The 21165-nt window shown below is 42.5% G+C and carries 21 protein-coding genes and 1 other annotated feature; of the genes, 17 read left to right on the forward strand and 4 right to left on the reverse strand.

Translation table 11 applies throughout. The annotated features are described in order from the left end of the window. Positions 1-42: 42 nt before the first annotated feature. The 6 genes from thrS to QUF73_22680 all read left to right on the forward strand — a co-directional run bounded on the left by thrS (position 43) and on the right by QUF73_22680 (position 4664). The gene (gene thrS, locus QUF73_22655) at positions 43-1974 is read left to right on the forward strand and encodes a threonine--tRNA ligase (GenBank protein MDM5228909.1); all 1932 of its coding nucleotides are present in this window, start codon (positions 43-45) and stop codon (positions 1972-1974) included. Positions 1975-2228: 254 nt separating this feature from the next. After that, positions 2229-2352: a sequence feature (ribosomal protein L20 leader region), on the forward strand. 177 nt (positions 2353-2529) lie between these two features. Then, positions 2530-3033, forward strand: coding sequence for a translation initiation factor IF-3 (infC, locus tag QUF73_22660; GenBank protein MDM5228910.1), 504 nt, complete (start codon positions 2530-2532; stop codon positions 3031-3033). A 15-nt stretch (positions 3034-3048) separates the two neighbouring features. Beyond that, complete coding sequence (gene rpmI / locus QUF73_22665; GenBank protein MDM5228911.1) at positions 3049-3249, forward strand: 50S ribosomal protein L35; 201 nt, start codon at positions 3049-3051, stop codon at positions 3247-3249. A 26-nt stretch (positions 3250-3275) separates the two neighbouring features. Next, positions 3276-3635: a 50S ribosomal protein L20 gene (gene rplT / locus QUF73_22670; GenBank protein ID MDM5228912.1), complete on the forward strand. Its 360-nt coding sequence runs from the start codon at positions 3276-3278 to the stop codon at positions 3633-3635. A 123-nt stretch (positions 3636-3758) separates the two neighbouring features. Further along, positions 3759-4031 carry a DUF1294 domain-containing protein gene (locus tag QUF73_22675; GenBank protein MDM5228913.1) on the forward strand — a complete coding sequence of 91 codons (273 nt, stop codon included), beginning with the start codon at positions 3759-3761 and terminating at the stop codon, positions 4029-4031. Between the two features lie 63 nt (positions 4032-4094). Beyond that, on the forward strand, positions 4095-4664 hold the full coding sequence (locus tag QUF73_22680) for a VTT domain-containing protein (protein ID MDM5228914.1): 570 nt from the start codon (positions 4095-4097) through the stop codon (positions 4662-4664). Positions 4665-4693: 29 nt separating this feature from the next. On the opposite strand, the gene QUF73_22685 is transcribed toward QUF73_22680, so the two are convergent. Continuing rightward, on the reverse strand, positions 4694-5107 hold the full coding sequence (locus QUF73_22685) for a sigma-w pathway protein ysdB (GenBank protein ID MDM5228915.1): 414 nt from the start codon (positions 5105-5107) through the stop codon (positions 4694-4696). A gap of 141 nt (positions 5108-5248) precedes the next feature. On the opposite strand from QUF73_22685, the gene QUF73_22690 reads away from it, so the two are divergent. Then, positions 5249-5740 carry a dUTP diphosphatase gene (locus QUF73_22690; protein MDM5228916.1) on the forward strand — a complete coding sequence of 164 codons (492 nt, stop codon included), beginning with the start codon at positions 5249-5251 and terminating at the stop codon, positions 5738-5740. 108 nt (positions 5741-5848) lie between these two features. After that, entirely contained in the window at positions 5849-6934 is a 1086-nt protein-coding gene (locus QUF73_22695; GenBank protein ID MDM5228917.1) for a M42 family metallopeptidase, read from the forward strand. A 36-nt stretch (positions 6935-6970) separates the two neighbouring features. On the opposite strand, the gene sspI is transcribed toward QUF73_22695, so the two are convergent. After that, entirely contained in the window at positions 6971-7177 is a 207-nt protein-coding gene (sspI, locus tag QUF73_22700; GenBank protein MDM5228918.1) for a small acid-soluble spore protein SspI, read from the reverse strand. A gap of 140 nt (positions 7178-7317) precedes the next feature. Between sspI and QUF73_22705 the strand changes: the two genes are divergently transcribed. Further along, positions 7318-8067: an RNA methyltransferase gene (locus QUF73_22705; protein ID MDM5228919.1), complete on the forward strand. Its 750-nt coding sequence runs from the start codon at positions 7318-7320 to the stop codon at positions 8065-8067. Between the two features lie 151 nt (positions 8068-8218). Here the strand turns inward: QUF73_22705 and QUF73_22710 are convergent, their stop codons facing one another. Next, the gene (locus QUF73_22710) at positions 8219-8359 is read right to left on the reverse strand and encodes a hypothetical protein (GenBank protein MDM5228920.1); all 141 of its coding nucleotides are present in this window, start codon (positions 8357-8359) and stop codon (positions 8219-8221) included. 149 nt (positions 8360-8508) lie between these two features. Here QUF73_22710 and pheS point away from each other — a divergent pair, with 149 nt between their 5' ends. Both pheS and pheT read left to right on the forward strand, forming a co-directional pair. Next, positions 8509-9546, forward strand: a complete 1038-nt coding sequence (gene pheS, locus QUF73_22715) for a phenylalanine--tRNA ligase subunit alpha (protein MDM5228921.1) — start codon at positions 8509-8511, stop codon at positions 9544-9546. Between the two features lie 42 nt (positions 9547-9588). After that, positions 9589-12003 carry a phenylalanine--tRNA ligase subunit beta gene (gene pheT / locus QUF73_22720; protein MDM5228922.1) on the forward strand — a complete coding sequence of 805 codons (2415 nt, stop codon included), beginning with the start codon at positions 9589-9591 and terminating at the stop codon, positions 12001-12003. Positions 12004-12220: 217 nt separating this feature from the next. Here the strand turns inward: pheT and rnhC are convergent, their stop codons facing one another. Further along, a complete protein-coding gene (gene rnhC, locus QUF73_22725) occupies positions 12221-13159 on the reverse strand; it encodes a ribonuclease HIII (protein ID MDM5228923.1) in 939 nt (312 codons plus the stop codon). A gap of 258 nt (positions 13160-13417) precedes the next feature. Between rnhC and zapA the strand changes: the two genes are divergently transcribed. The 6 genes from zapA (at position 13418) to QUF73_22755 (ending at position 21133) form a co-directional block, all read left to right on the forward strand. Beyond that, a complete protein-coding gene (gene zapA, locus QUF73_22730) occupies positions 13418-13684 on the forward strand; it encodes a cell division protein ZapA (GenBank protein ID MDM5228924.1) in 267 nt (88 codons plus the stop codon). Positions 13685-13686: 2 nt separating this feature from the next. Then, entirely contained in the window at positions 13687-14229 is a 543-nt protein-coding gene (locus tag QUF73_22735) for a CvpA family protein (GenBank protein ID MDM5228925.1), read from the forward strand. A 110-nt stretch (positions 14230-14339) separates the two neighbouring features. After that, a complete protein-coding gene (polX, locus tag QUF73_22740; GenBank protein ID MDM5228926.1) occupies positions 14340-16058 on the forward strand; it encodes a DNA polymerase/3'-5' exonuclease PolX in 1719 nt (572 codons plus the stop codon). A 29-nt stretch (positions 16059-16087) separates the two neighbouring features. Continuing rightward, entirely contained in the window at positions 16088-18445 is a 2358-nt protein-coding gene (locus QUF73_22745) for an endonuclease MutS2 (GenBank protein ID MDM5228927.1), read from the forward strand. Positions 18446-18515: 70 nt separating this feature from the next. Beyond that, positions 18516-18923: a DUF350 domain-containing protein gene (locus QUF73_22750; GenBank protein MDM5228928.1), complete on the forward strand. Its 408-nt coding sequence runs from the start codon at positions 18516-18518 to the stop codon at positions 18921-18923. A gap of 506 nt (positions 18924-19429) precedes the next feature. Beyond that, positions 19430-21133, forward strand: coding sequence for a long-chain-fatty-acid--CoA ligase (locus QUF73_22755; protein MDM5228929.1), 1704 nt, complete (start codon positions 19430-19432; stop codon positions 21131-21133). The last annotated feature ends 32 nt before the right edge of the window (positions 21134-21165 follow it).

The following is a 21165-nucleotide window of genomic DNA, read 5'->3' on the forward strand; positions in this document are numbered from 1 at the left end:
TGATCCAGGTGTCTTGCGTTACATAAAAAGGGAGGAAATATCATGTCAGAAGTTGTTAAAGTTTTGTTTCCAGATGGAGCTGCAAAGGAGTTTCCAAAGGGAGCGACAACAGAAGATATTGCAGCTTCGATCAGCCCGGGCCTGAAGAAAAAGGCAATTGCCGGCAAGCTGGATGGAGAAATGTATGATCTTCGCCGTCCAATCGAAAAGGATGGAGCTATTGAAATTGTAACACCGGACTCAAGCGATGCGCTGGAGGTTCTTCGCCACAGCACTGCCCATCTAATGGCGCAGGCAATCAAGCGTTTATATAAAAATGTAAAGCTTGGGGTAGGGCCTGTCATTGAAGGCGGATTTTACTATGACATCGACCTGGAAGAATCACTTTCACCAGAAGACCTTCCTGTGATTGAAAAAGAAATGAAGAAAATCATTAATGAAAACCTTGACATTGTCCGCAAGGAAGTCAGCCGTAATGAGGCGGTTCAGATGTACAAGGAAATTGGTGATGAATACAAGCTTGAACTGATTGAAGCCATCCCGGAAGATGAAACAGTGACAATCTATGAGCAGGGAGAATTTTTTGATCTCTGCCGCGGAGTCCACGTTCCATCGACTGGCAAACTAAAAGAGTTTAAATTATTAAGTATTGCTGGCGCCTACTGGAGAGGCGACAGTGACAATAAGATGCTTCAGCGCATTTATGGAACAGCTTTCTTTAAGAAGGAAGACCTGGCTGAGCATTTGCGTCTTCTTGAGGAAGCGAAAGAGCGTGACCACCGTAAAATCGGCAAAGAGCTTAACTTGTTCATGAATTCGCAAAAAGTCGGACAGGGCTTGCCGATGTGGCTTCCAAAAGGGGCAACAATCCGCCGCAATATCGAGCGCTATATCGTTGACAAGGAAGAAAGACTAGGCTATGACCATGTATATACTCCGATCATGGGAAGTGTAGATCTTTATAAAACATCCGGCCACTGGGATCATTATCAGGAAGACATGTTCCCTGTAATGGAAATGGATAACGAGCAGCTTGTTCTTCGTCCAATGAATTGCCCGCATCATATGATGATCTATAAGAATGGCATCCACAGCTACCGTGAACTGCCAATCCGCATTGCTGAGCTTGGAACAATGCACCGCTATGAAATGTCAGGAGCACTATCCGGCCTTCAGCGTGTACGCGGCATGACTCTGAACGATGCTCATATCTTTGTTCGCCCTGACCAGATTAAGGAAGAGTTTAAGCGCGTAGTACATCTGGTTCTTGAAGTGTATAAAGACTTCGATATCAATGACTACTCCTTCCGTCTTTCCTACAGAGATCCACAGGATACTGAGAAGTACTTTGATGATGATGAAATGTGGGAAAAAGCACAGGCAATGCTTAAAGAAGCCATGGATGAAATCGGTCTTGATTATTTTGAGGCAGAAGGAGAAGCAGCTTTCTACGGTCCGAAATTGGATGTTCAAGTTAAAACTGCGCTTGGCAAGGATGAGACATTATCTACTGTCCAGCTGGACTTCTTGCTTCCTGAACGTTTTGACCTGACTTATGTAGCTGAAGATGGAAAGCCTCATCGTCCGGTCGTTATCCACCGCGGTGTCGTTTCCACTATGGAGCGTTTTGTGGCATTCCTGATTGAAGAGTATAAGGGAGCGTTTCCAACTTGGCTTGCCCCAGTTCAAGTCCAGGTCATTCCGGTTTCTCCTGATATTCACTTTGATTATGCAAAACAAGTCCAGGAGCAGCTTCAGGCAGAGGGCTTCCGCGCAGAGCTGGATGACCGCAATGAAAAAATCGGCTATAAGATCCGTGAAGCGCAAATGCAAAAGACTCCATACATGCTTGTTGTGGGGGACAATGAAGTAGCTGAAAAAGCTGTCAATGTCCGTAAATATGGAGAGCAAAAATCAGAAACGGTTTCATTTGAAGACTTCATCGCATCATTAAAAGCTGAAGTTAAACGATAACTATGAAAAAGGGCTGCATGAGCTGCAGCCCTTTTTTTGTGAAGTCTTCGTGGCAGCCCGCCAGTAACTATGATTTCAGAGTCAGCTGATGCCAACCAAAAAGCTGGCATTAAATTCATTTTGAAAAAATGTTAAAATCATATTGCCAAAAGCGATTAATTTTGTTATGATTTTCTTCGTTGTGATAAAAGTTATTCGTTTGACACGAATTCATACTTTGTGATATAGTAGCTAAGGTAAATTGAATACAGTTTGAGGAAAAGAAGAAGCACCCGCTTCTCACCTGATTGACGCAAAGTGCAGTTGGCAGGTTTTACGTGAACATTTTCTGTTTATATACGTAAGTGTGGGTGTTTTCATCCGCACTTTTTTATTTGGTTAAAAACAGCTCTGCTTCCGCTCCGGAAGAGAAATGTTGCATAACTTGCGATTCAGCTTTGGTCCGGTGCAGCTGGCAGCTTTAAAGCTGTCTGCTCCAGCAGGCGCTTGCGCTTTTCTTGACCCAAACGTTGTGTTCGCATTAAACCTTGGAGGTGTCTAGCTATTAGCAAAGATATGTTGTTAAACGAGGGCATTCGCGCCCGCGAAGTCCGTCTTATTGACCAAAACGGCGAGCAGTTAGGTATTAAATCAAAATTCGACGCACTTGAAATTGCTTCTCGTGCCAATCTTGATCTTGTTCTGGTTGCACCGAATGCGAAACCTCCGGTAGCCCGTATCATGGACTACGGAAAGTTCAAATTCGAGCAGCAGAAAAAAGACAAAGAAGCTCGCAAAAACCAGAAGATTATTAGTATTAAAGAAGTTCGTCTTAGCCCGACTATTGAAGAGCATGACTTTAATACAAAGCTTCGCAATGCTATTAAATTCCTTGAAAAAGGCGATAAAGTAAAAGCATCGATCCGATTTAAAGGTCGTGCCATTACGCATAAGGAAATTGGCCAGCGTGTTTTAATCCGATTTGCACAAGCATGCAATGAAGTTGCAGCAGTCGAATCACATCCAAAAATGGATGGCCGAAGCATGTTTATGGTCTTAGCACCGAAAAACGACAAGTAAGAGGAGGAATTCCCAATGCCAAAAATGAAAACTCACCGCGGCGCTGCTAAGCGTTTCAAAAGAACAGGTTCTGGTAAACTGAAGCGTTCTCATGCTTACAGAAGCCATATGTTCGCTAACAAATCTCAAAAGCAAAAGCGTAAGCTTCGCAAAGGAACTCTTGTTTCTTCAGGCGATTACAAGCGCATCCGTAACTTACTAGTAAATCTTAAGTAATATCTCGAAATTAGGAGGGAAATAATATGCCACGTGTAAAAGGCGGTACTGTTACTCGCAAACGTCGTAAAAAAGTTCTTAAATTAGCTAAAGGTTATTTCGGTTCAAAACATACATTATATAAAGTTGCTAACCAGCAGGTTATGAAATCCCTAATGTATGCATACCGCGACCGTCGCCAGAAAAAGCGCGACTTCCGCAAACTTTGGGTTACTCGCATCAATGCAGCAGCTCGCATGAACGGTCTTTCTTACAGCCGTTTAATGCATGGTTTAAAGCTTGCTGGCATCGAAGTTAACCGCAAAATGCTTGCTGAATTAGCAATCGCTGACGAAAAAGCATTTGCTGAATTAGCATCAGTTGCAAAGCAGCAGCTTAGCAAGTAATAATTATTCATAAAATAGCCATTCCCTAAATACGGGAATGGCTTTTATTTTGCTTTAAATGGACAGAAACTTTCGTTTCATTTAAGCTCAATACAGACTTAATACATACAAAGGAGAAAGCTCATGGTCAATGCAATTGCTCTTATCTATCTGATTATGAATGTGGCTGGTTTTTACCTGATGAAGCTTGATAAGGAGAAGGCGAAAAGAAATCAGTATCGAATCAGCGAAAAAAAACTCTGGATCACAGCCTTTTTGAGCGGGGCTGCCGGAATGACTCTTGGAATGAAGACCTTCAGGCATAAAACGAAGCATGTGCAGTTTAAATGGGGACTGCCTATTCTGGCGATGCTTGAAGCAGGCTTGCTTGTGTACCTGGTTATTCTCTTGTCATAAACAGCCAGGGCTATCCATAAGCTTTAGGGAACAGCAGGAAAGACATCGGGGAGAGGTGAAGGCATGAATGATCAATTGATTCTATTATTTGCCATGGCTGAGACTGCTGGAATTCTTGCTCCCATTGTTTTTATCTTTTTTCATATCATCAGGCAGTTTCTATTCATACCGGTACCGCTTGTCTGCATAACTGGAGGAGTTCTGTTTGGAAGTTTTTTTGGTTCTGTTTTCTCCATTGCAGGACTGATGATCAGCAGCATTCTTTTTTATTTTTTGATCACAAAAATGCCGAGGACACATGAAAAGCTTTCATTACTAAAAAAGCGGTGGTTCGGGGAATATCGGAATTTAACTGTCGGCCAGGTTGCGGTATTAAGGCTTATCCCTTTTATTCATTATCATTTATTGAACTTTTGTCTTATGGAGAGACATAAGGGTTTTGACCAATATTTGAAAAATTCATGGATCTCTAATTTGCCGCTGGCTGTTTTTTATACCGTTTTTGGTGAATTCATCAGCCGATTCACTCCTTCAATGATTATCCTGATTTTGCTTTCACTTTCTGTTTTAGTATTTGTGCTGAGGGAAAAGGTGACCGTTATCAAATGGAAGGAATTCTTTAAAGCAGCATAAAAAAACGTTCGGGCCAGCCGAACGTTTTTTTACAGATGGTCTTTAATTTCCTCGCCTGGTGAAGCTGTTTTATGCATAAATTCCTTCACTGGACTTTTCCAGTCAATTTTTGCAGTGGGATAGGCCTCGGTTATCTTTCTTTCTATAAAAAGAAAATCCTCCCTTACCATCCCTTTAAGGGCCGATGTATTGTGCGGCCAGATGAAAATGGAGACCACATCAAAAGCATTGGCCGTGGTTCCCAGATACTTTTCGCCCTCAAATAAAACCCCTTTATACGTAATCAGGAAGTTCTTCCTGACATTTTCCTGGTCATCCCAAAAATAATATCGTTTCTGTTCATGGGCAAGCTCGAGCTTTCTCTTAGAATTCAGCAGATATTTTACCGCAGTGTATATAAGAAAAAGAATCAGAGCAAACAATAGCATACGCAGGAGCCACATAATAACCAGCCCTCCATTATTATTTTCCTTACTTTACGGATGAGATTAAAAAAAGTTTCAACTTTTTTGCGATTTGTTATAATTTTTTTGATAGGCAATGTTTTGAATGTTAATCATTTATTTCATATAGGATGGTGGAAAATGAATTATCAGCTATTATTTCAAATGCAAAAAGGGCTGGACAGCCATATAGAATCGAACCATGGTTTAGAGGAAGAAGATTTATTTGAACGTAAGGTGCTTGCGCTGCTGGTTGAATTGGGAGAGCTTGCAAATGAGACAAGATGCTTCAAGTTTTGGAGCCTTAAGCCATCTTCTCCTCAGGAAACAGTATTGGAAGAGTTTGTAGACGGTATACATTTCATTTTATCACTTGGAATTGAATGCGGATTTGACGCCGAAAAGGAATATGCTGTTCCTTTGGAAAAGGCGAAGTCAGTGAATGGCCAGTTTTTGTCTGTCTATGAAGCTATCGGACAGTTTCGTACAAGCCGTTCCCTGCCGGATTATAAAGAGCTTATTGCTGCCTATTTACATCTAGGGGAAATGCTTGGCTTTAACTCTTCACATATAGAAAAAGCATATAATGATAAAAATGAAGTAAATTATAAAAGGCAGGCTGAAGGATACTAATCCTGTAGGTCCGCCTGCAGCCGGAGTAAATATCCGTCTGATAATTCTTTATATTAAATCGCAGGTTCTGTATAATAGGTTTGAATAAATATTAAGGGAGTCGAAATGATGGCTAAATTAGATGAAACGTTAACCATGCTTAAAGACTTAACGGATGCGAAAGGAATTCCGGGAAATGAGCGCGAACCGCGCGAGGTTATGAAAAAATACATAACAGCATATGCTGATGAAGTGACAACAGATGGACTGGGAAGCCTGATTGCTAAAAAAAACGGCAAAGAAGGCGGTCCTAAGATCATGGTAGCTGGCCACTTGGATGAAGTTGGATTTATGGTAACAAACATTGATGATAAAGGTTTCATCCGCTTCCAGACAGTTGGGGGCTGGTGGTCACAGGTTATGCTTGCACAGCGGGTGACGATTGTAACGTCCAAGGGAGATGTCACCGGGGTAATTGGTTCAAAGCCTCCGCATATCTTGTCCCCTGAAGCGCGCAAAAAGCCTGTTGAAATTAAAGATATGTTCATTGATATTGGTGCTTCAAGCCGTGAAGAAGCGAAAGAGTGGGGAGTAAAACCTGGTGACATGGTGGTTCCTTATTTTGAGTTTACGGTTATGAATAATGAAAAGATGCTTTTGGCAAAGGCTTGGGATAACCGTATTGGCTGCGCTATTGCCATTGATGTGCTTAAGCAATTGAAAGATGCTGATCTTCCAAATGAAGTGTATGGTGTAGGAACGGTACAGGAAGAGGTTGGACTTCGCGGAGCCCGCACTTCTGCGCAAAAAATCGAGCCGGATATCGCATTTGGTGTAGATGTGGGAATCGCAGGGGACACACCAGGGATTTCTGAAAAAGAAGCCATGAGCAAAATGGGCAAAGGTCCGCAAATCATCCTTTATGATGCATCAATGGTCTCGCATAAAGGCCTTCGTGATCTAGTAACAGACACTGCGGATGAACTGAATATCCCTTATCAGTTTGATGCTATCGCTGGCGGCGGAACAGATTCAGGAGCCATTCATGTTACTCATAATGGAGTTCCATCACTTTCCATCACCATCGCAACACGCTATATCCATTCTCATGCAGCAATGCTTCACCGCGATGACTATGAAAATGCCGTTAAGCTTATTGCTGAAGTGATTAAAAAGCTTGACCGGGAAACTGTTGATAAAATTACTTTTGAATAATAGAAAAACTCCGGGGCTACCGGAGTTTTTTCTGCTTTATCTAAGGCCGCTCTCCAATGTTTGAAGCATTTCCAGCTTTTCTTCTTCTGAAGAGTTTTTCCAAATTACTTCAAACAAAACACCTAATCCAGGCAGCATTTTTTCTTCCCCATTTTGAATGGCATCTACGATCGTATCTTTAAGTTCGTCTTGAGAGTTGCCTGAAACATTGTGTAAAATGGCATTGCGCAGGTTTAAATTCACCTTGATGCACTCCTTCCAGATTTAATTCGTTATTATCTTCTCTAATTTCGCTTTTATTATGTATTTCAAATAGGCTATAATGAAAAAACTGTATAAGAAATTCCGGTTGTGCGGGGTTTTCTATAAAAGGAGAGACCGTATTGAAGCATATACAATCTGCAAAAAATCCAAAAATTAAAGAATGGAAAAAACTTTTGACCAAAAAAGAGCGCGACAAAACAGAAACCTTTTTGGTTGAAGGCTTTCATTTAGTGGAAGAAGCACTCAAAGCCAATCAAATAGCTGAAATTATCATTAGTGAAAATAAAAACATGCCTCCTGGATGGGATTATGGCGACATCCCTTTAACAATGGTTACAGATGAAATCATCGGGCAGCTGGCGGATACGGAAACGCCGCAGGGAATCTTTGCTGTCTGCAGTCAGGAACCCTCCACTGAGGAAGTAAAAGGAAAACGGTTTTTATTAATAGATGCCGTCCAGGATCCCGGAAATCTGGGTACGATGATAAGGACGGCTGATGCTGCTGGTATTGATGCCGTTATTGTGGGTGAAGGCAGCGTTGACGCATATAACCCAAAGGTGCTTCGCTCTGCACAGGGCAGTCACTTCCATTTGCCGGTTTTAAGAGGGAAGTTGTCTGACTGGATCGGCAGACTGACAGAAAGGAAAGTCCCTGTCTATGGAACCGCTTTGGAAAATGCCCAGGAATACACGAAGTATGAGTCCTCTGATTCCTTCGCACTGCTCGTTGGAAATGAAGGAAATGGTGTTAATAAAGAGCTCCTGGCTAATACAGAAGCAAACCTTTATATACCGATATTCGGGAAAAGCGAATCACTTAATGTGGCGGTGGCTGCCGGAATTCTGCTTTATCACTTAAGAAAATAGAAAATGGGCGGCAATTTTTTGAAAACCGTTTGAAACAGCCTCAAGAATGTAATATAATTAACAGCAAAATTATAATAACAAAACGATGACGGAGACCAGTACCTTGCAGTCAGCCTTTTCAGGGAGAAAATGCCTAAGACTGAAAGCATTTTTACAGGAAATGCAAGGGAACATTCACCTCCTGAGTTGGCATCGGGACCATTGAAAAGTATTGTTGGCGCTCTGCTGAGTTGTCCAGCTGAAGCGGCTGAACGAGCTTCTTCCGCTTTTCCGTGTAAAGATGTACCGGCATAAGCCGTTATCCCAATGAAGTGAACACGTGCATGAAGTACATATATGTGTTAAAAAGGGTGGTACCGCGAAACCTCGTCCCTTTATGGGGAAAGAGGTTTTTTATTTTGGCCAAAAAAGTAAAAAATTAATTTCAAGGAGGATTTTTAGATGCAAGAGCGTTTAAAGGAACTGCAAACTGAAGCGTTGGAAAAAATCAGCACTGCTGCTGATTTAAAAGAATTAAATGACATCCGTGTATCTTACCTGGGCAAAAAGGGCCCAATAACAGAAGTTCTTAAAGGAATGGGGAAACTGTCTGCGGAAGAGCGCCCTAAAATGGGAGCACTGGCTAATGAAGTGAGAGACAGTATTGCTGCGGGAATTGAAGAAAAGCAGAAGCATCTTGAGGAAGCGGCAGTACTGGAAAAGCTGTCTGCTGAAAAGATAGATGTTACTCTTCCTGGACGTCCTGTCAAATCAGGAAACCATCATCCGCTGACACGCATTATCGAAGAAATTGAAGATTTGTTCATTGGAATGGGCTATACAGTGGCTGAGGGTCCTGAAGTTGAAAAGGACTACTATAATTTTGAAGCCTTGAATCTTCCTAAAGGCCACCCTGCCCGCGATATGCAGGATTCCTTCTATATTACAGAAGAGATACTTCTGCGCACCCATACTTCACCGGTACAGGCTAGAACAATGGAGAAGCATGAAGGCAAAGGGCCGGTTAAAATCATCTGTCCAGGTAAAGTGTATCGCCGTGATAATGATGACGCAACACACTCTCACCAGTTCATGCAAATAGAAGGACTTGTTATAGATGAAAACATCCGAATGACCGATTTGAAAGGAACATTGGAAGTGTTTGCGAAGAAAATGTTCGGAGAAGACAGGGAAATCCGTCTTCGCCCAAGTTTCTTCCCTTTTACAGAGCCATCTGTTGAAATGGATATTTCCTGTAAAATCTGCGGCGGAAAAGGCTGCAGCGTATGTAAAGGCACTGGCTGGATTGAAATTCTTGGCGCCGGAATGGTTCATCCTAATGTTCTCGAGATGGCTGGCTTCGACTCTAAGAAATACACAGGCTTTGCATTCGGAATGGGACCTGAGCGAATTGCCATGCTGAAATATGGTGTGGATGATATTCGCCACTTCTATACAAATGATGTTCGTTTCTTGAAGCAATTTTCAATTCATGAGTAATTAGAAAATCCGGAGCTGGACAATAAAAGAGGAGGATCATAAATGTTCGTTTCATATAAATGGCTGCAGGAATATGTTGATTTATCAGGCGTTACACCTGCAGAGCTTGCAGAAAAGATTACAAAAAGCGGTATTGAAGTTGAAGGCGTAGAGGTTTTGAATGAAGGCATCAAAGGTGTTGTTGTAGGGCATGTCCTTGAAAGAGAACAGCACCCAAATGCTGATAAACTGAATAAATGCTTAGTTGATACAGGAGCTGGTGAGCCTGTACAAATCATATGTGGTGCCCCAAATGTGGATAAGGGACAGAAAGTGGCCGTGGCTACAGTTGGAGCTGTGCTTCCAGGCAATTTCAAAATTAAGCGCGCGAAGCTCCGAGGCGAAGAATCAAATGGAATGATCTGTTCGCTTCAAGAGCTGGGCATTGAAAGCAAGCTGATTGCAAAGGAATACTCTGAAGGCATTTATGTTTTCCCTAATGATACAGAAGTTGGCCAGGATGCTCTTGAGCAGCTAAATCGTGACGACCAGATTCTTGAGCTTGGGTTGACTCCGAACCGTTCTGACTGCTTAAGCATGCTGGGTGTTGCCTATGAAGTAGCAGCTATTTTAGGAAGAGAAGTAAAGCTTCCTGAGCCGCATGCTGAGACTTCTTCTGAAAAGGCGTCTGATTACATTGAAATTCAGGTGGAAGCAAAAGAAGATAATCCTCTTTACGTTGCGAAGGTTGTAAAAAATGTAAAAATAGGTCCATCTCCTGTATGGATGCAGGCTCGGTTAATGGCGGCGGGCATTCGTCCTCACAATAACGTGGTGGACATCACAAACTACATTCTGCTTGAATACGGCCAGCCTCTTCATGCTTTTGATTATGACCGGCTGGGATCAAAGCAAATCCTTGTCCGTAAAGCAGGCGATGGCGAAATGATTGTCACTCTAGATGATGCCAAGCGTGAGTTAACCTCAGATCACCTTTTAATAACAAATGGTACAGAACCAATTGCACTTGCCGGCGTCATGGGCGGGGCAAATTCTGAAGTGCAGTCTGACACTAAAAATGTACTTATTGAGTCAGCTTATTTTAAAGGGGCAACGGTTAGAAAAGCTTCAAAAGAACATGGCTTAAGAAGCGAAGCAAGTGCCCGCTTTGAAAAAGGTGTGGATCCAAACAGAGTTAGAGCTGCTGCAGAAAGAGCTGTTCAATTGCTCGCACAATATGCGGGTGGAGAAGTGCTTGAAGGTTCTGTGGAAGCAGATGCACTGCAGGTGGAACCTGCCGTGGTGTCTGTAACGCTTGAAAAAATCAATCGTGTACTTGGCACGGAATTATCCATGAATGAAGTAGAGGATATTTTTGCCCGTCTTCAATTTGAAACAAAAACTGATAACGATACTATTACGGTTACAGTTCCAACACGCAGAGGCGACATTACGATTGAAGAAGACCTTATTGAAGAAGTTGGCCGTTTATTTGGCTACGATAATCTGGCATCGACTTTGCCGGTTGGATCGTCTACACCAGGGCATCTTACTGAATACCAGAACAAACGCAGATTGGTCCGCCGTTACCTTGAAGGTGCAGGACTTTTCCAGGCAGTGACTTATTCATTAACAAATGAAGCAAAAGCGACTCAATATGCACTGGAAGAGCGCAAACCTGTGCAGCTGGCAATGCCTATGAGTGAAGATCGCAGCCTGCTCCGATTAAGTATTGTTCCGCAGCTTTTAGAAGTATTAAAATATAACTCTGCACGCCAGAACGACAGCCTGGCTGTTTATGAAACAGGAGCGGTGTTCCTCTCCAATGGAGAAGAGGATCTGCCTGAAGAGCGTGAGCATCTTGCTGGAGCGGTTACTGGCTTATGGCACAGCCACCCATGGCAGGGAGAAAAGAAGCCGGTTGATTTCTACGCTGTAAAAGGAATTCTTGAGGGATTATTTGATAAGCTCGGACTATCTGATAAGGCTGAATTCCGTCAGGCACAAAAGGACGGGATGCACCCTGGAAGAACAGCAGAAGTATTGCTTTCCGGGGAATCAGTGGGATTTGTCGGCCAAATCCATCCTACTGTGGAAAAAGAGCTTGATTTGAAAGAAACATATGCGTTTGAGCTTTCCTTAAAAGCGATCCTGGAAGAAGAAGTTTCACCTTTGCAGTACGAAGCTATCCCGCGTTTCCCTTCAATCACAAGGGATATTGCCCTTGTAGCAGATAAGGGAACAGCCGCGGGCGAGCTTGAAAAAATCATTAAAGAAGCCGGCGGCAAGCTATTAAAAGACGTTCATGTTTTTGACCTGTACGAAGGCGAACGGATGGAGCCGGGTAAAAAATCAATTGCTTTCTCCCTTAAGTACTTCGACCCTGAACGTACACTAACGGATGAAGATGTGACAAAAACACATGACAAAGTATTGGATGCTGTGAAGGAAAGAGCCGGAGCAGTATTGAGAGGATAAAATGAAAAGGCAGCCCGAGGGCTGCCTTTTCGTTTTGACAGAAACAAGTTCGGCCGGTAAAAGTCTAAGTTTGGCCGGTATTTCCCTTGTTTTGGCCGGTAAATATAAAAAATTGGCCGGTAAATGACCGTTTTCGGCCGGTAAAAATAAAAATACCAGCTATTTTTTGCTTTAGCTGGTGCAAAAAAGCCAATCTGGTCAAGATTGGTTGCATTCATTACTCGTATTTCCGGCTATAAAGCTTTAAGGCTTTATCCGTATTGGCAAAGTGGAGCTTCACAAAAGCTGGCAGCGCTTCTCTGCCTTTTTCTCTGATCAGCCGGGCTGCTGCTTCATCAACCTTCGGACCGGCGCCTTTAGTGAGCCGAAAACCGGCCTTTGTGCTAAGATTTTCAAAGTGGCGCACAAACGCATAGCGGGCCAGGATTGATGCTGCCGCAACTGCGAGGTGGATTCCTTCCGCTTTTGTACTGAAAAAAACCCTTTCCCTCTGAATGGTCTTCTGGTTTTTCAAGTAGTTGAAGTAAACCTCTTCCTTTGCAAACTGGTCGATCAAAATGGCTTCAGGCTTTTCAGGTGCAATTTTCCCTAAAACATGCCCGATTGCCTGATTGTGCAGTAATGCTTTGATTTTCCCCTGTGACATCCCTGTTTGCTGAAGCTTATTGTATTTTTCATTATGCAGGGTTAACAGGCTGTGGGGAACAATATCTTTTATCTGTTTTGCGATTTCAATGATTTTTTCATCTCCCAGATTTTTGGAGTCCTTAACTCCAAGCTCCTTCAGTAAAGGGATTTGATCTTTTTTTACGTAAGCTGCAACAACCGTGATGGGGCCAAAATAATCACCGGTACCCACTTCGTCTGATCCTATGACAGAAAGGGAACTGATATTTTCCGGCAATTTGGCAGCGGCAGGGCTGGTTTTTTTGCTTGGCTGTGCACTGCGGGCGATATCTCCCCATTTTTTAGCTTCTATTTCACATCCGCTTCCCTGAAAGAGGACTTTGCCTGATTTATAGGCAGTGATCGAACATCCAGGCACTTTTGCAGCAAATACGCTTCCAGGAGGCTGCTTATCATTTAGGCTGCCTGAATAATAGGCCTTCATTTCTGATAATTCATTGGGTTTTTTTAAAAGTACTACTTGGCTCATATTAATTCTCCTCATCTTTGTTAACTGATTGAATCTTCTTCCTCTTTTGGAAGTATTACAAAGATTCCGCTTAATTTTGAACTTGGATAACTGTCTAGCGCAAGCAGCCTACCCCCTCGAGGTCACAGCTTGTGGGGGGGGCAAGGCGCTTCCGCTTTTCTTAAGAACTGAGCTCTTTTAACATGCTTTGACTTCCCACCAATATACGTTCATGTTATGATATTGATTAGGATTCTTTAAAGAAGGAGGGCATGGACGTTGTCAGAGATACAAAGAAATCGAACAAGTGTAGATATTTATGGACAGCAATATGTAATAGTAGGCTCAGAGAGCTCCAGCCATGTTCGCCTTGTCGCTTCGCTGGTTGACGATAAAATGCGTGAGATCAGTTCGAAGAATCCTTCACTCGACATTAGTAAGTTAGCCGTGCTAACCGCAGTCAATGCTGTTAATGATTATATAAAGCTAACAGACCGTCTGGAACGGCTGGAAAACGAATTAAATAGAGTAAAGGACGGAAAGTAGTCATGCTGGATCTTGCAATTATCATTATTTTGGTTTTTGGCTTTTTTATAGGCTTGAAAAGAGGATTTATCCTCCAATTAATTCATTTGACTGGATTCATTATTGCTTTCATTGTAGCCCGTATGTATTACGGCGAACTAGCACCTAAGCTGACCTTATGGGTGCCATATCCAAGCTTTAGCAGTGACTCGGCGATTCAGACGTTATTTGAGAATGCAGATCTTGAAGATGCTTACTATCGCGCCATTGCATTTGTCGTGATTTTTTTTGCGGTAAGAATATTACTGCAGATTATCGGAAGCATGCTTGATTTTGTTGCCCATCTACCTGTTTTAAAACAGCTGAATGTTTGGGCTGGCGGCATTCTCGGATTTATCGAAGTCTATCTTATCATGTTTATTCTATTATACATAGCCGCACTGGTTCCAATAGAAGTGCTGCAGGTGCCGATCAATAATTCCTTTATGGCAGAATTAATGGTTAAGAATACGCCTGTTCTCTCTAACCAGCTCAAAGAAATGTGGGTTGAATATATGGCTGCGTAACTTCTCTATTTCTAGAGAAGTTTTCTTTTTGAAGATAGCCATGATTTGAAGTTCCACCGCAAAATAAGAGATAATACGGATACTAATACAGTTACAGGCAGGTGGTTTTCGTGAGTATAAATAAAAAAGATGTTGTGAGGCTTTTAGAAACAATCGCTGTTTATATGGAATTAAAAGGAGAAAATCCTTTCAAAACAGCTGCCTTTCGAAAAGCGGCACTGGCACTTGAATCAAATGATGAAAGCTTGACTGAAATTGATGACTTTACAAAGCTATCCGGCATCGGGAAAGGAACCGCTGCTGTTATTGAGGAGTACATAAAAGAAGGAAAGTCTTCTGTACTGGATGAATTAAAAGAAGAAGTGCCTTCTGGATTAATTCCTCTGCTTCAGCTCCCAGGACTGGGCGGCAAGAAAATTGCCAAGCTATATAAAGAACTAGGCGTCGAAAATGCCACAGATCTTGAGGATGCGTGCCGCAATAAGAAGGTCCGCGGACTTGCAGGTTTTGGGGAAAAATCGGAAGAAAAGATACTCGCTGCCCTTGAAAATGCAGGAACCAGACTGGAACGGCTGCCGCTTGCATTCATGCTGCCTATAGCAGAAGGCATAGAAGCCGCCCTGGAGGAAATGAAGGATATAGAAAAATACTCAAGGGCAGGAAGCTTAAGGAGAATGAGGGAAACAATCAAAGACCTCGACTTTATTATAGCTACAGACAATCCTGCTTCTGTCAAAGAGCAGTTATTAAGTTTATCCGGGATCAAAGAAGTGATCGCCGCAGGAGATACAAAGGTTTCCGTTGTTTTTGAACATTCCTATGATATATCGGCTGATTTCCGTTTAGTTGAGCCGCATGAATTTGCCACAACACTCCATCATTTTACTGGATCGAAGGACCATAATGTCAGGATGCGCCAGCTTGCAAAAGAGCGCGGGGAAAAAATCAGTGAATACGGAGTTGAAAACACAGAAACAGGTGAAATCCTTACTTTTAAAGATGAAGAGGAATTTTACGCCCATTTCGGACTTCCACTCTTCCCGCCTGAAATTAGAGAAGATGGGAAAGAAGTTGATGAATATACGCAAGACATGGAATTAATATCTCTTGAAGATATTAAGGGTGACCTTCATATGCACTCAACCTGGAGTGATGGCGCCTATTCCATTGAGGAAATGATTGAAGCATGCCGTGCCCGTGGCTATAAATATATGGCTATAACAGACCATTCTCAGTACTTGAAAGTGGCGAACGGTTTGACTGCTGATAGACTTCGCAGTCAAAAAGAAGAAATAAAGCGGCTTAATGAGCAAATCGATGATTTCACGATTCTGTCAGGAGTGGAAATGGATATTCTGCCCGATGGATCGCTTGATTATGATGATGAACTTCTAGAAGAATTGGACATTGTCATTGCTTCCATTCATTCTTCTTTTTCACAGCCGAAGGAAAAAATCATGGCTCGCTTGAAAACGGCGCTGCATAATGCCCATGTCGACATCATTGCCCACCCTACGGGAAGATTGATTGGCCGCAGGGAAGGCTATGAAGTAGACATGGAGATGCTCATCGAGCTTGCAAAGGAAACAAATACAGCCCTTGAGCTGAATGCAAACCCGAACCGTCTGGACCTTGCTTCCGAGCATATCAGACAAGCTCAGGAAGCCGGTGTGAAAATAGTGATTAATACTGATGCACATAAAATAGACACTCTAAATCACATGGAAATCGGCGTTTCTGCGGCAAAGAAGGGATGGATCAAGAAGGCTTCCGTTCTAAATGCAATGGAAACAGAAGATTTGCTCAAATTTCTGAAAGAACGCGAGTAGGAAATTGGGTATGAAAGGGGAAAATCCTCATGCAAGAAAGAGTATTGAAGATACTTGAGTTCAATAAAGTGAAGGAACAGCTGCTTGAGCACGTTTCTTCATCCTTGGGAAGAAAAAAAGCCATAAATATTCGCCCTTCCACTGAATATGAAGAAGTAATCCGCAGGCAGGAAGAGACAGATGAAGCCGTGACAGTACTTAGAATTAAGGGGAATATACCTCTTGGAGGCATTTTTGATATTCGTCCTCATGTGAAGAGAGCGGTCATTGGAGGGATGCTTAGTCCCCAGGAACTTAATCAGATATCCAGCACGATTCATGCAAGCAGGCAGATGAAAAGGTTCATCGAGGAATTTGCTGAGGAAGAAAGCAGCCTGCCGATCCTGCTGGGATATACAGATAAAATTATCGTATTGGCTGAGTTGGAAACGTCTATCCGCAATGCCGTTGACGACAATGGAGAAGTGCTTGACAGTGCAAGCGAGACTCTCCGTTCCCTTCGAAATCAGCTGCGCACGAAAGAATCACGTGTAAGAGAGCGCCTGGAGAGCATGATTCGCTCCTCCAGTGCTCAAAAAATGCTTTCTGATGCGATTATTACAATCCGCAATGACCGGTTTGTCATACCTGTAAAGCAGGAGTACCGGGGACATTACGGAGGTATTATCCATGACCAAAGCTCCTCTGGCCAGACATTATTTATTGAGCCCGCGTCCATTGTTCAGCTGAACAATGAATTGCAGGGCATCAGGGTAAAAGAACAGCAGGAGATCGAACGGATTCTCATCGCGCTGTCAGGACAAACCGCTGAAAACAGCAGTGAATTGGAGACTATTGTTGATGTGCTTGGGGAAATCGATTTTATGTTTGCAAAAGCCAGGTACAGTAAACGCATAAAAGCTTCAAAGCCAAAAATCAATAATGATGGAAAGATTTCATTATTCAAAGCCCGGCATCCGCTTATTCCGATTGATGAAGTAGTGGCAAATGATATTAAGCTCGGAGCTGAATATTCTACCATTGTCATTACGGGGCCAAATACCGGCGGTAAAACAGTTACATTAAAAACAGTTGGACTTTGTACATTAATGGCTCAGGCCGGTCTTCAGATCCCGGCGCTGGATGGTTCTGAAACGGCTGTATTCGGAAATGTTTATGCTGATATCGGGGATGAACAGTCAATCGAACAGAGTTTAAGTACCTTCTCTTCGCATATGGTTAATATCGTGGATATTCTTGACCAGGTTGACTTCAATAGTCTGGTATTATTCGATGAACTTGGTGCAGGTACAGATCCCCAGGAAGGTGCTGCCCTGGCGATTTCCATTCTTGACGAAGTATACAAGCGGGGGGCAAGAGTTATCGCCACGACTCATTATCCTGAACTGAAAGCCTATGGCTACAACAGAGAAGGAGTTATCAACGCCAGTGTAGAATTTGATATTGAAACGCTAAGTCCAACCTATAAGCTGCTGATTGGGGTTCCGGGCCGAAGCAATGCCTTTGAAATTTCCAAACGGCTTGGACTCAATGATCAAGTAATTGAGACCGCAAGATCCTATATCGGTGCAGATACAAACCAGGTTGAGAATATGATTGCATCACTTGAAGAAAGCCGCAGACAAGCAGAGGCTGACATGGAAGAAGCCAATGATTTTTTGAAAAGTGCAGAAAAACTTCATAAGGATCTGCAAAAGCAAATGGCTGAATTTTATGAGCAAAAAGATGCCATGCATGAGAAGGCAGCAGAGAAAGCCGGGAATATCGTTGAGAAAGCCAAGGCAGAAGCAGAAGAAATTATCCGTGACTTAAGAAAAATGCGCATGGAGAAACATGCTGAAGTGAAGGAACATGAGCTGATAGAAGCAAAGAAACGCCTGTCCGAAGCTGCACCGCAGATGAGCTCGGCAAAGAATAAATTAAAGCCAAAGAATAATAAACATGTTTTTGAAGCAGGCGATGAGGTAAAAGTTCTGAGTTTTGGACAAAAAGGGAATTTGCTTGAAAAGGTGTCTGACAATGAATGGCAGGTTCAAATCGGCATCTTGAAAATGAAAGTTGCCGAGAAGGATTTAGAATATATCAAGAGTCCAAAAATTGTTGAAACAAAACCAGTTGCAACCGTAAAAGGCAAAGATTTTCATGTGAGCCTTGAACTTGATTTACGGGGCGAACGATATGAAAACGCACTATTAAGAGTGGAGAAATATATAGATGATGCCCTTTTGGCTGGATATCCACGTGTCTCCATCATTCATGGTAAAGGGACTGGTGCTTTGAGGCAGGGTGTTCAGGAGTATCTAAAAAATCACAAGTCAGTTAAAAAAATTCGATTTGGTGAAGCAGGAGAAGGCGGCACAGGTGTTACAGTCGTTGAATTTAAATAAGTTTTGCCACCCGCTCCCCTTTTGTTTTTGATCAGGGGGGAGGGTACTTATTCCAGCGGGGAGAATGGAAATGAAAGAATTTTGGGAAAATGAATTTATTCAGACAGCTGCGTATTACAGTGTAGTCATTTTATGTATGATTGTTTTTTTAGCTATTTTTGAATTAGTTACCAAGTATCGCAATTGGGAAGAAATCAAAAATGGAAATATCGCTGTAGCAATGGCGACCGGCGGAAAAATTTTTGGGATTGCAAATATCTTCAGGCATTCCATCATGCATAATGATACCTTGCTGACAATGATTACCTGGGGAATTTTTGGATTTTTTCTTTTATTGATCGGCTATTTCATATTTGAATTTTTAACACCTAAGTTTAGAATAGACGAAGAAATTGAAAATAATAACAAAGCAGTCGGTTTTATTTCCATGGTGCTGTCAATCGGATTGTCTTATGTAATTGGTGCAGGTTTATCATAAGGAGAGAATTAACATTGGAAAAGTTAGCAAAGGTTCTGCTGGTTCTTAGTGGAGTATTTATTCTTATAGGGGCCATTTATATATTTTTCATAACATAATATTTTTGTGAAATAGGGATATGGGGAAATCGCCAGTATATATGGCGATTTTTTTGTTATGTCCATTAAAAAGAATATCCACGATTGGCTGGACAGCCCTTTGAAAAAATATCTTCCTGAGTGTAAGGTCTTATTCTAATTGTCATAGAACCAGCATTATATTATAATAAGGTCGAACAGTTGGAATGTTCTAAAAGTTCAGAAGGTGCTCATCGCTTTTCTAAAAGTTTAGCAAGTAAAACTTTGAACTTCGATAACTGTCTAGCTCCAGCGCCTACCCCCTCGAGGTCACAAGCCAATCCTCCCAAAAGGCAAAGAACGCCTTTCCGGGAGGCTCGTCTTGTGCTTGTCGGGGGTGGGCAAGGCGCTTGCGCTTTTCTGATGGGCATGAAACAAAGGAGGGACAAAATGGCAGAAGCAAAACCATGGCTTAAGCAATATCCGGCAGAAATCCCCTCAACCTTGTCATATCCCAAACAGCCGGTACAGGATTATTTGAAGAATGCTGCAGAAGAATTTCCGGAGAAAATAGCCATCCACTTTATGGGAAAGGAATTCACATATAAATATATATATGACTCTTCCCTGAAGCTTGCTGCATATTTGCAGAATCTCGGAATTGAAAAAGGGGACCGCGTGGCGATTATGCTTCCGAATACTCCGCAGTCCGTTATCAGCTATTATGGAATTCTGATGGCTGGCGGGGTTGTTGTCCAGACAAATCCGCTGTATATGGAACGGGAATTGGAATACCAAATGAAAGACTCAGGAGCAAAAGCAATCATTACATTGGATATCTTATTTCCAAGAGTGAGCAAAGTGATGCCGCAGACAGAATTGAAGCATCTAATTGTAACCGCTATCAAAGATGCTCTTCCATTCCCTAAAAATCTAATATATCCTTTTATCCAGAAAAAACAGTATGGCCTTGTCGTAAATGTAAAACATGAAGGGCATAACCATTTGCTGACGGAGATTTTAAAATGGCCGGCGGAACCTCTGAAAATCCATGACTTCGATTTTGAAGAAGACTTGGCATTACTGCAATACACAGGCGGCACAACCGGTTTTCCAAAGGGTGTCATGCTTTCGCACAGCAATCTGGTATCCAATACAGCAATGTGTAAAGCCTGGCTTTATAAGTGCAGGCGCGGCGAAGAAACAGTGCTGGGCATACTTCCGTTCTTTCACGTGTATGGAATGACAACAGTTATGATCTTATCTGTTATGGATGCTCACAAAATGGTCCTCCTTCCGAAATTTGATCCGGAAACGACCCTGAAAACCATTCATAAGCAGAGGCCGACCTTATTCCCTGGTGCCCCAACGATTTACATTGGGTTATTGAACCATCCTGATATTAAAAAATATGATTTATCTTCCATAGACTCTTGCATCAGCGGATCTGCTGCCCTGCCCGTTGAAGTCCAGCAGAAATTTGAAGAAATAACAGGGGGAAAGCTTGTCGAGGGCTATGGTTTGACGGAATCTTCACCTGTTACACATGCGAATTTCTTATGGGACCGCCCCCGGGTCAAAGGCAGTATAGGTGTCCCCTGGCCTGATACAGATGCAGCCATTTTTTCACTGGAAACGGGAGAAGCCCTTCCGGCAGGAGAAGTTGGCGAAATTGCAGTTAAAGGTCCTCAGGTAATGAAAGGCTATTGGAACCGCCCGGAAGAAACAGTACAGACCTTAAGAGATGGCTGGCTGCTTACAGGTGACCTGGGCTATATGGATGAGAATGGATACTTCTATGTAGTGGACAGGAAGAAAGATATGATTATTGCGGGGGGATTCAATATTTATCCGCGTGAAATAGAAGAAGTGCTATACGAGCATCCAGCCGTGCAGGAAGTGGTTGCTGCAGGTATACCTGACCCATATCGCGGAGAAACAGTAAAAGCATATATTGTACTGAAAGAGGGCAAAGAAGCAACGGAAGAAGAACTGAATCAGTTTGCAAGAAAGCATCTTGCAGCTTATAAGGTTCCAAGACTATATGAATTCCGCGAGGAGCTTCCTAAGACAGCTGTTGGTAAAATACTGAGAAGGGCATTAGTAGATGAAGAAAAAAAGAAATTTAAAGAAGAAGAGGAAAAGCGGGCTTAACTTCAGAGACCGATTTTCGATCGGCTCTTTAT

The organism is Cytobacillus sp. NJ13 (assembly GCA_030348385.1).
Lineage (GTDB): Bacteria > Bacillota > Bacilli > Bacillales > Cytobacillaceae > Cytobacillus.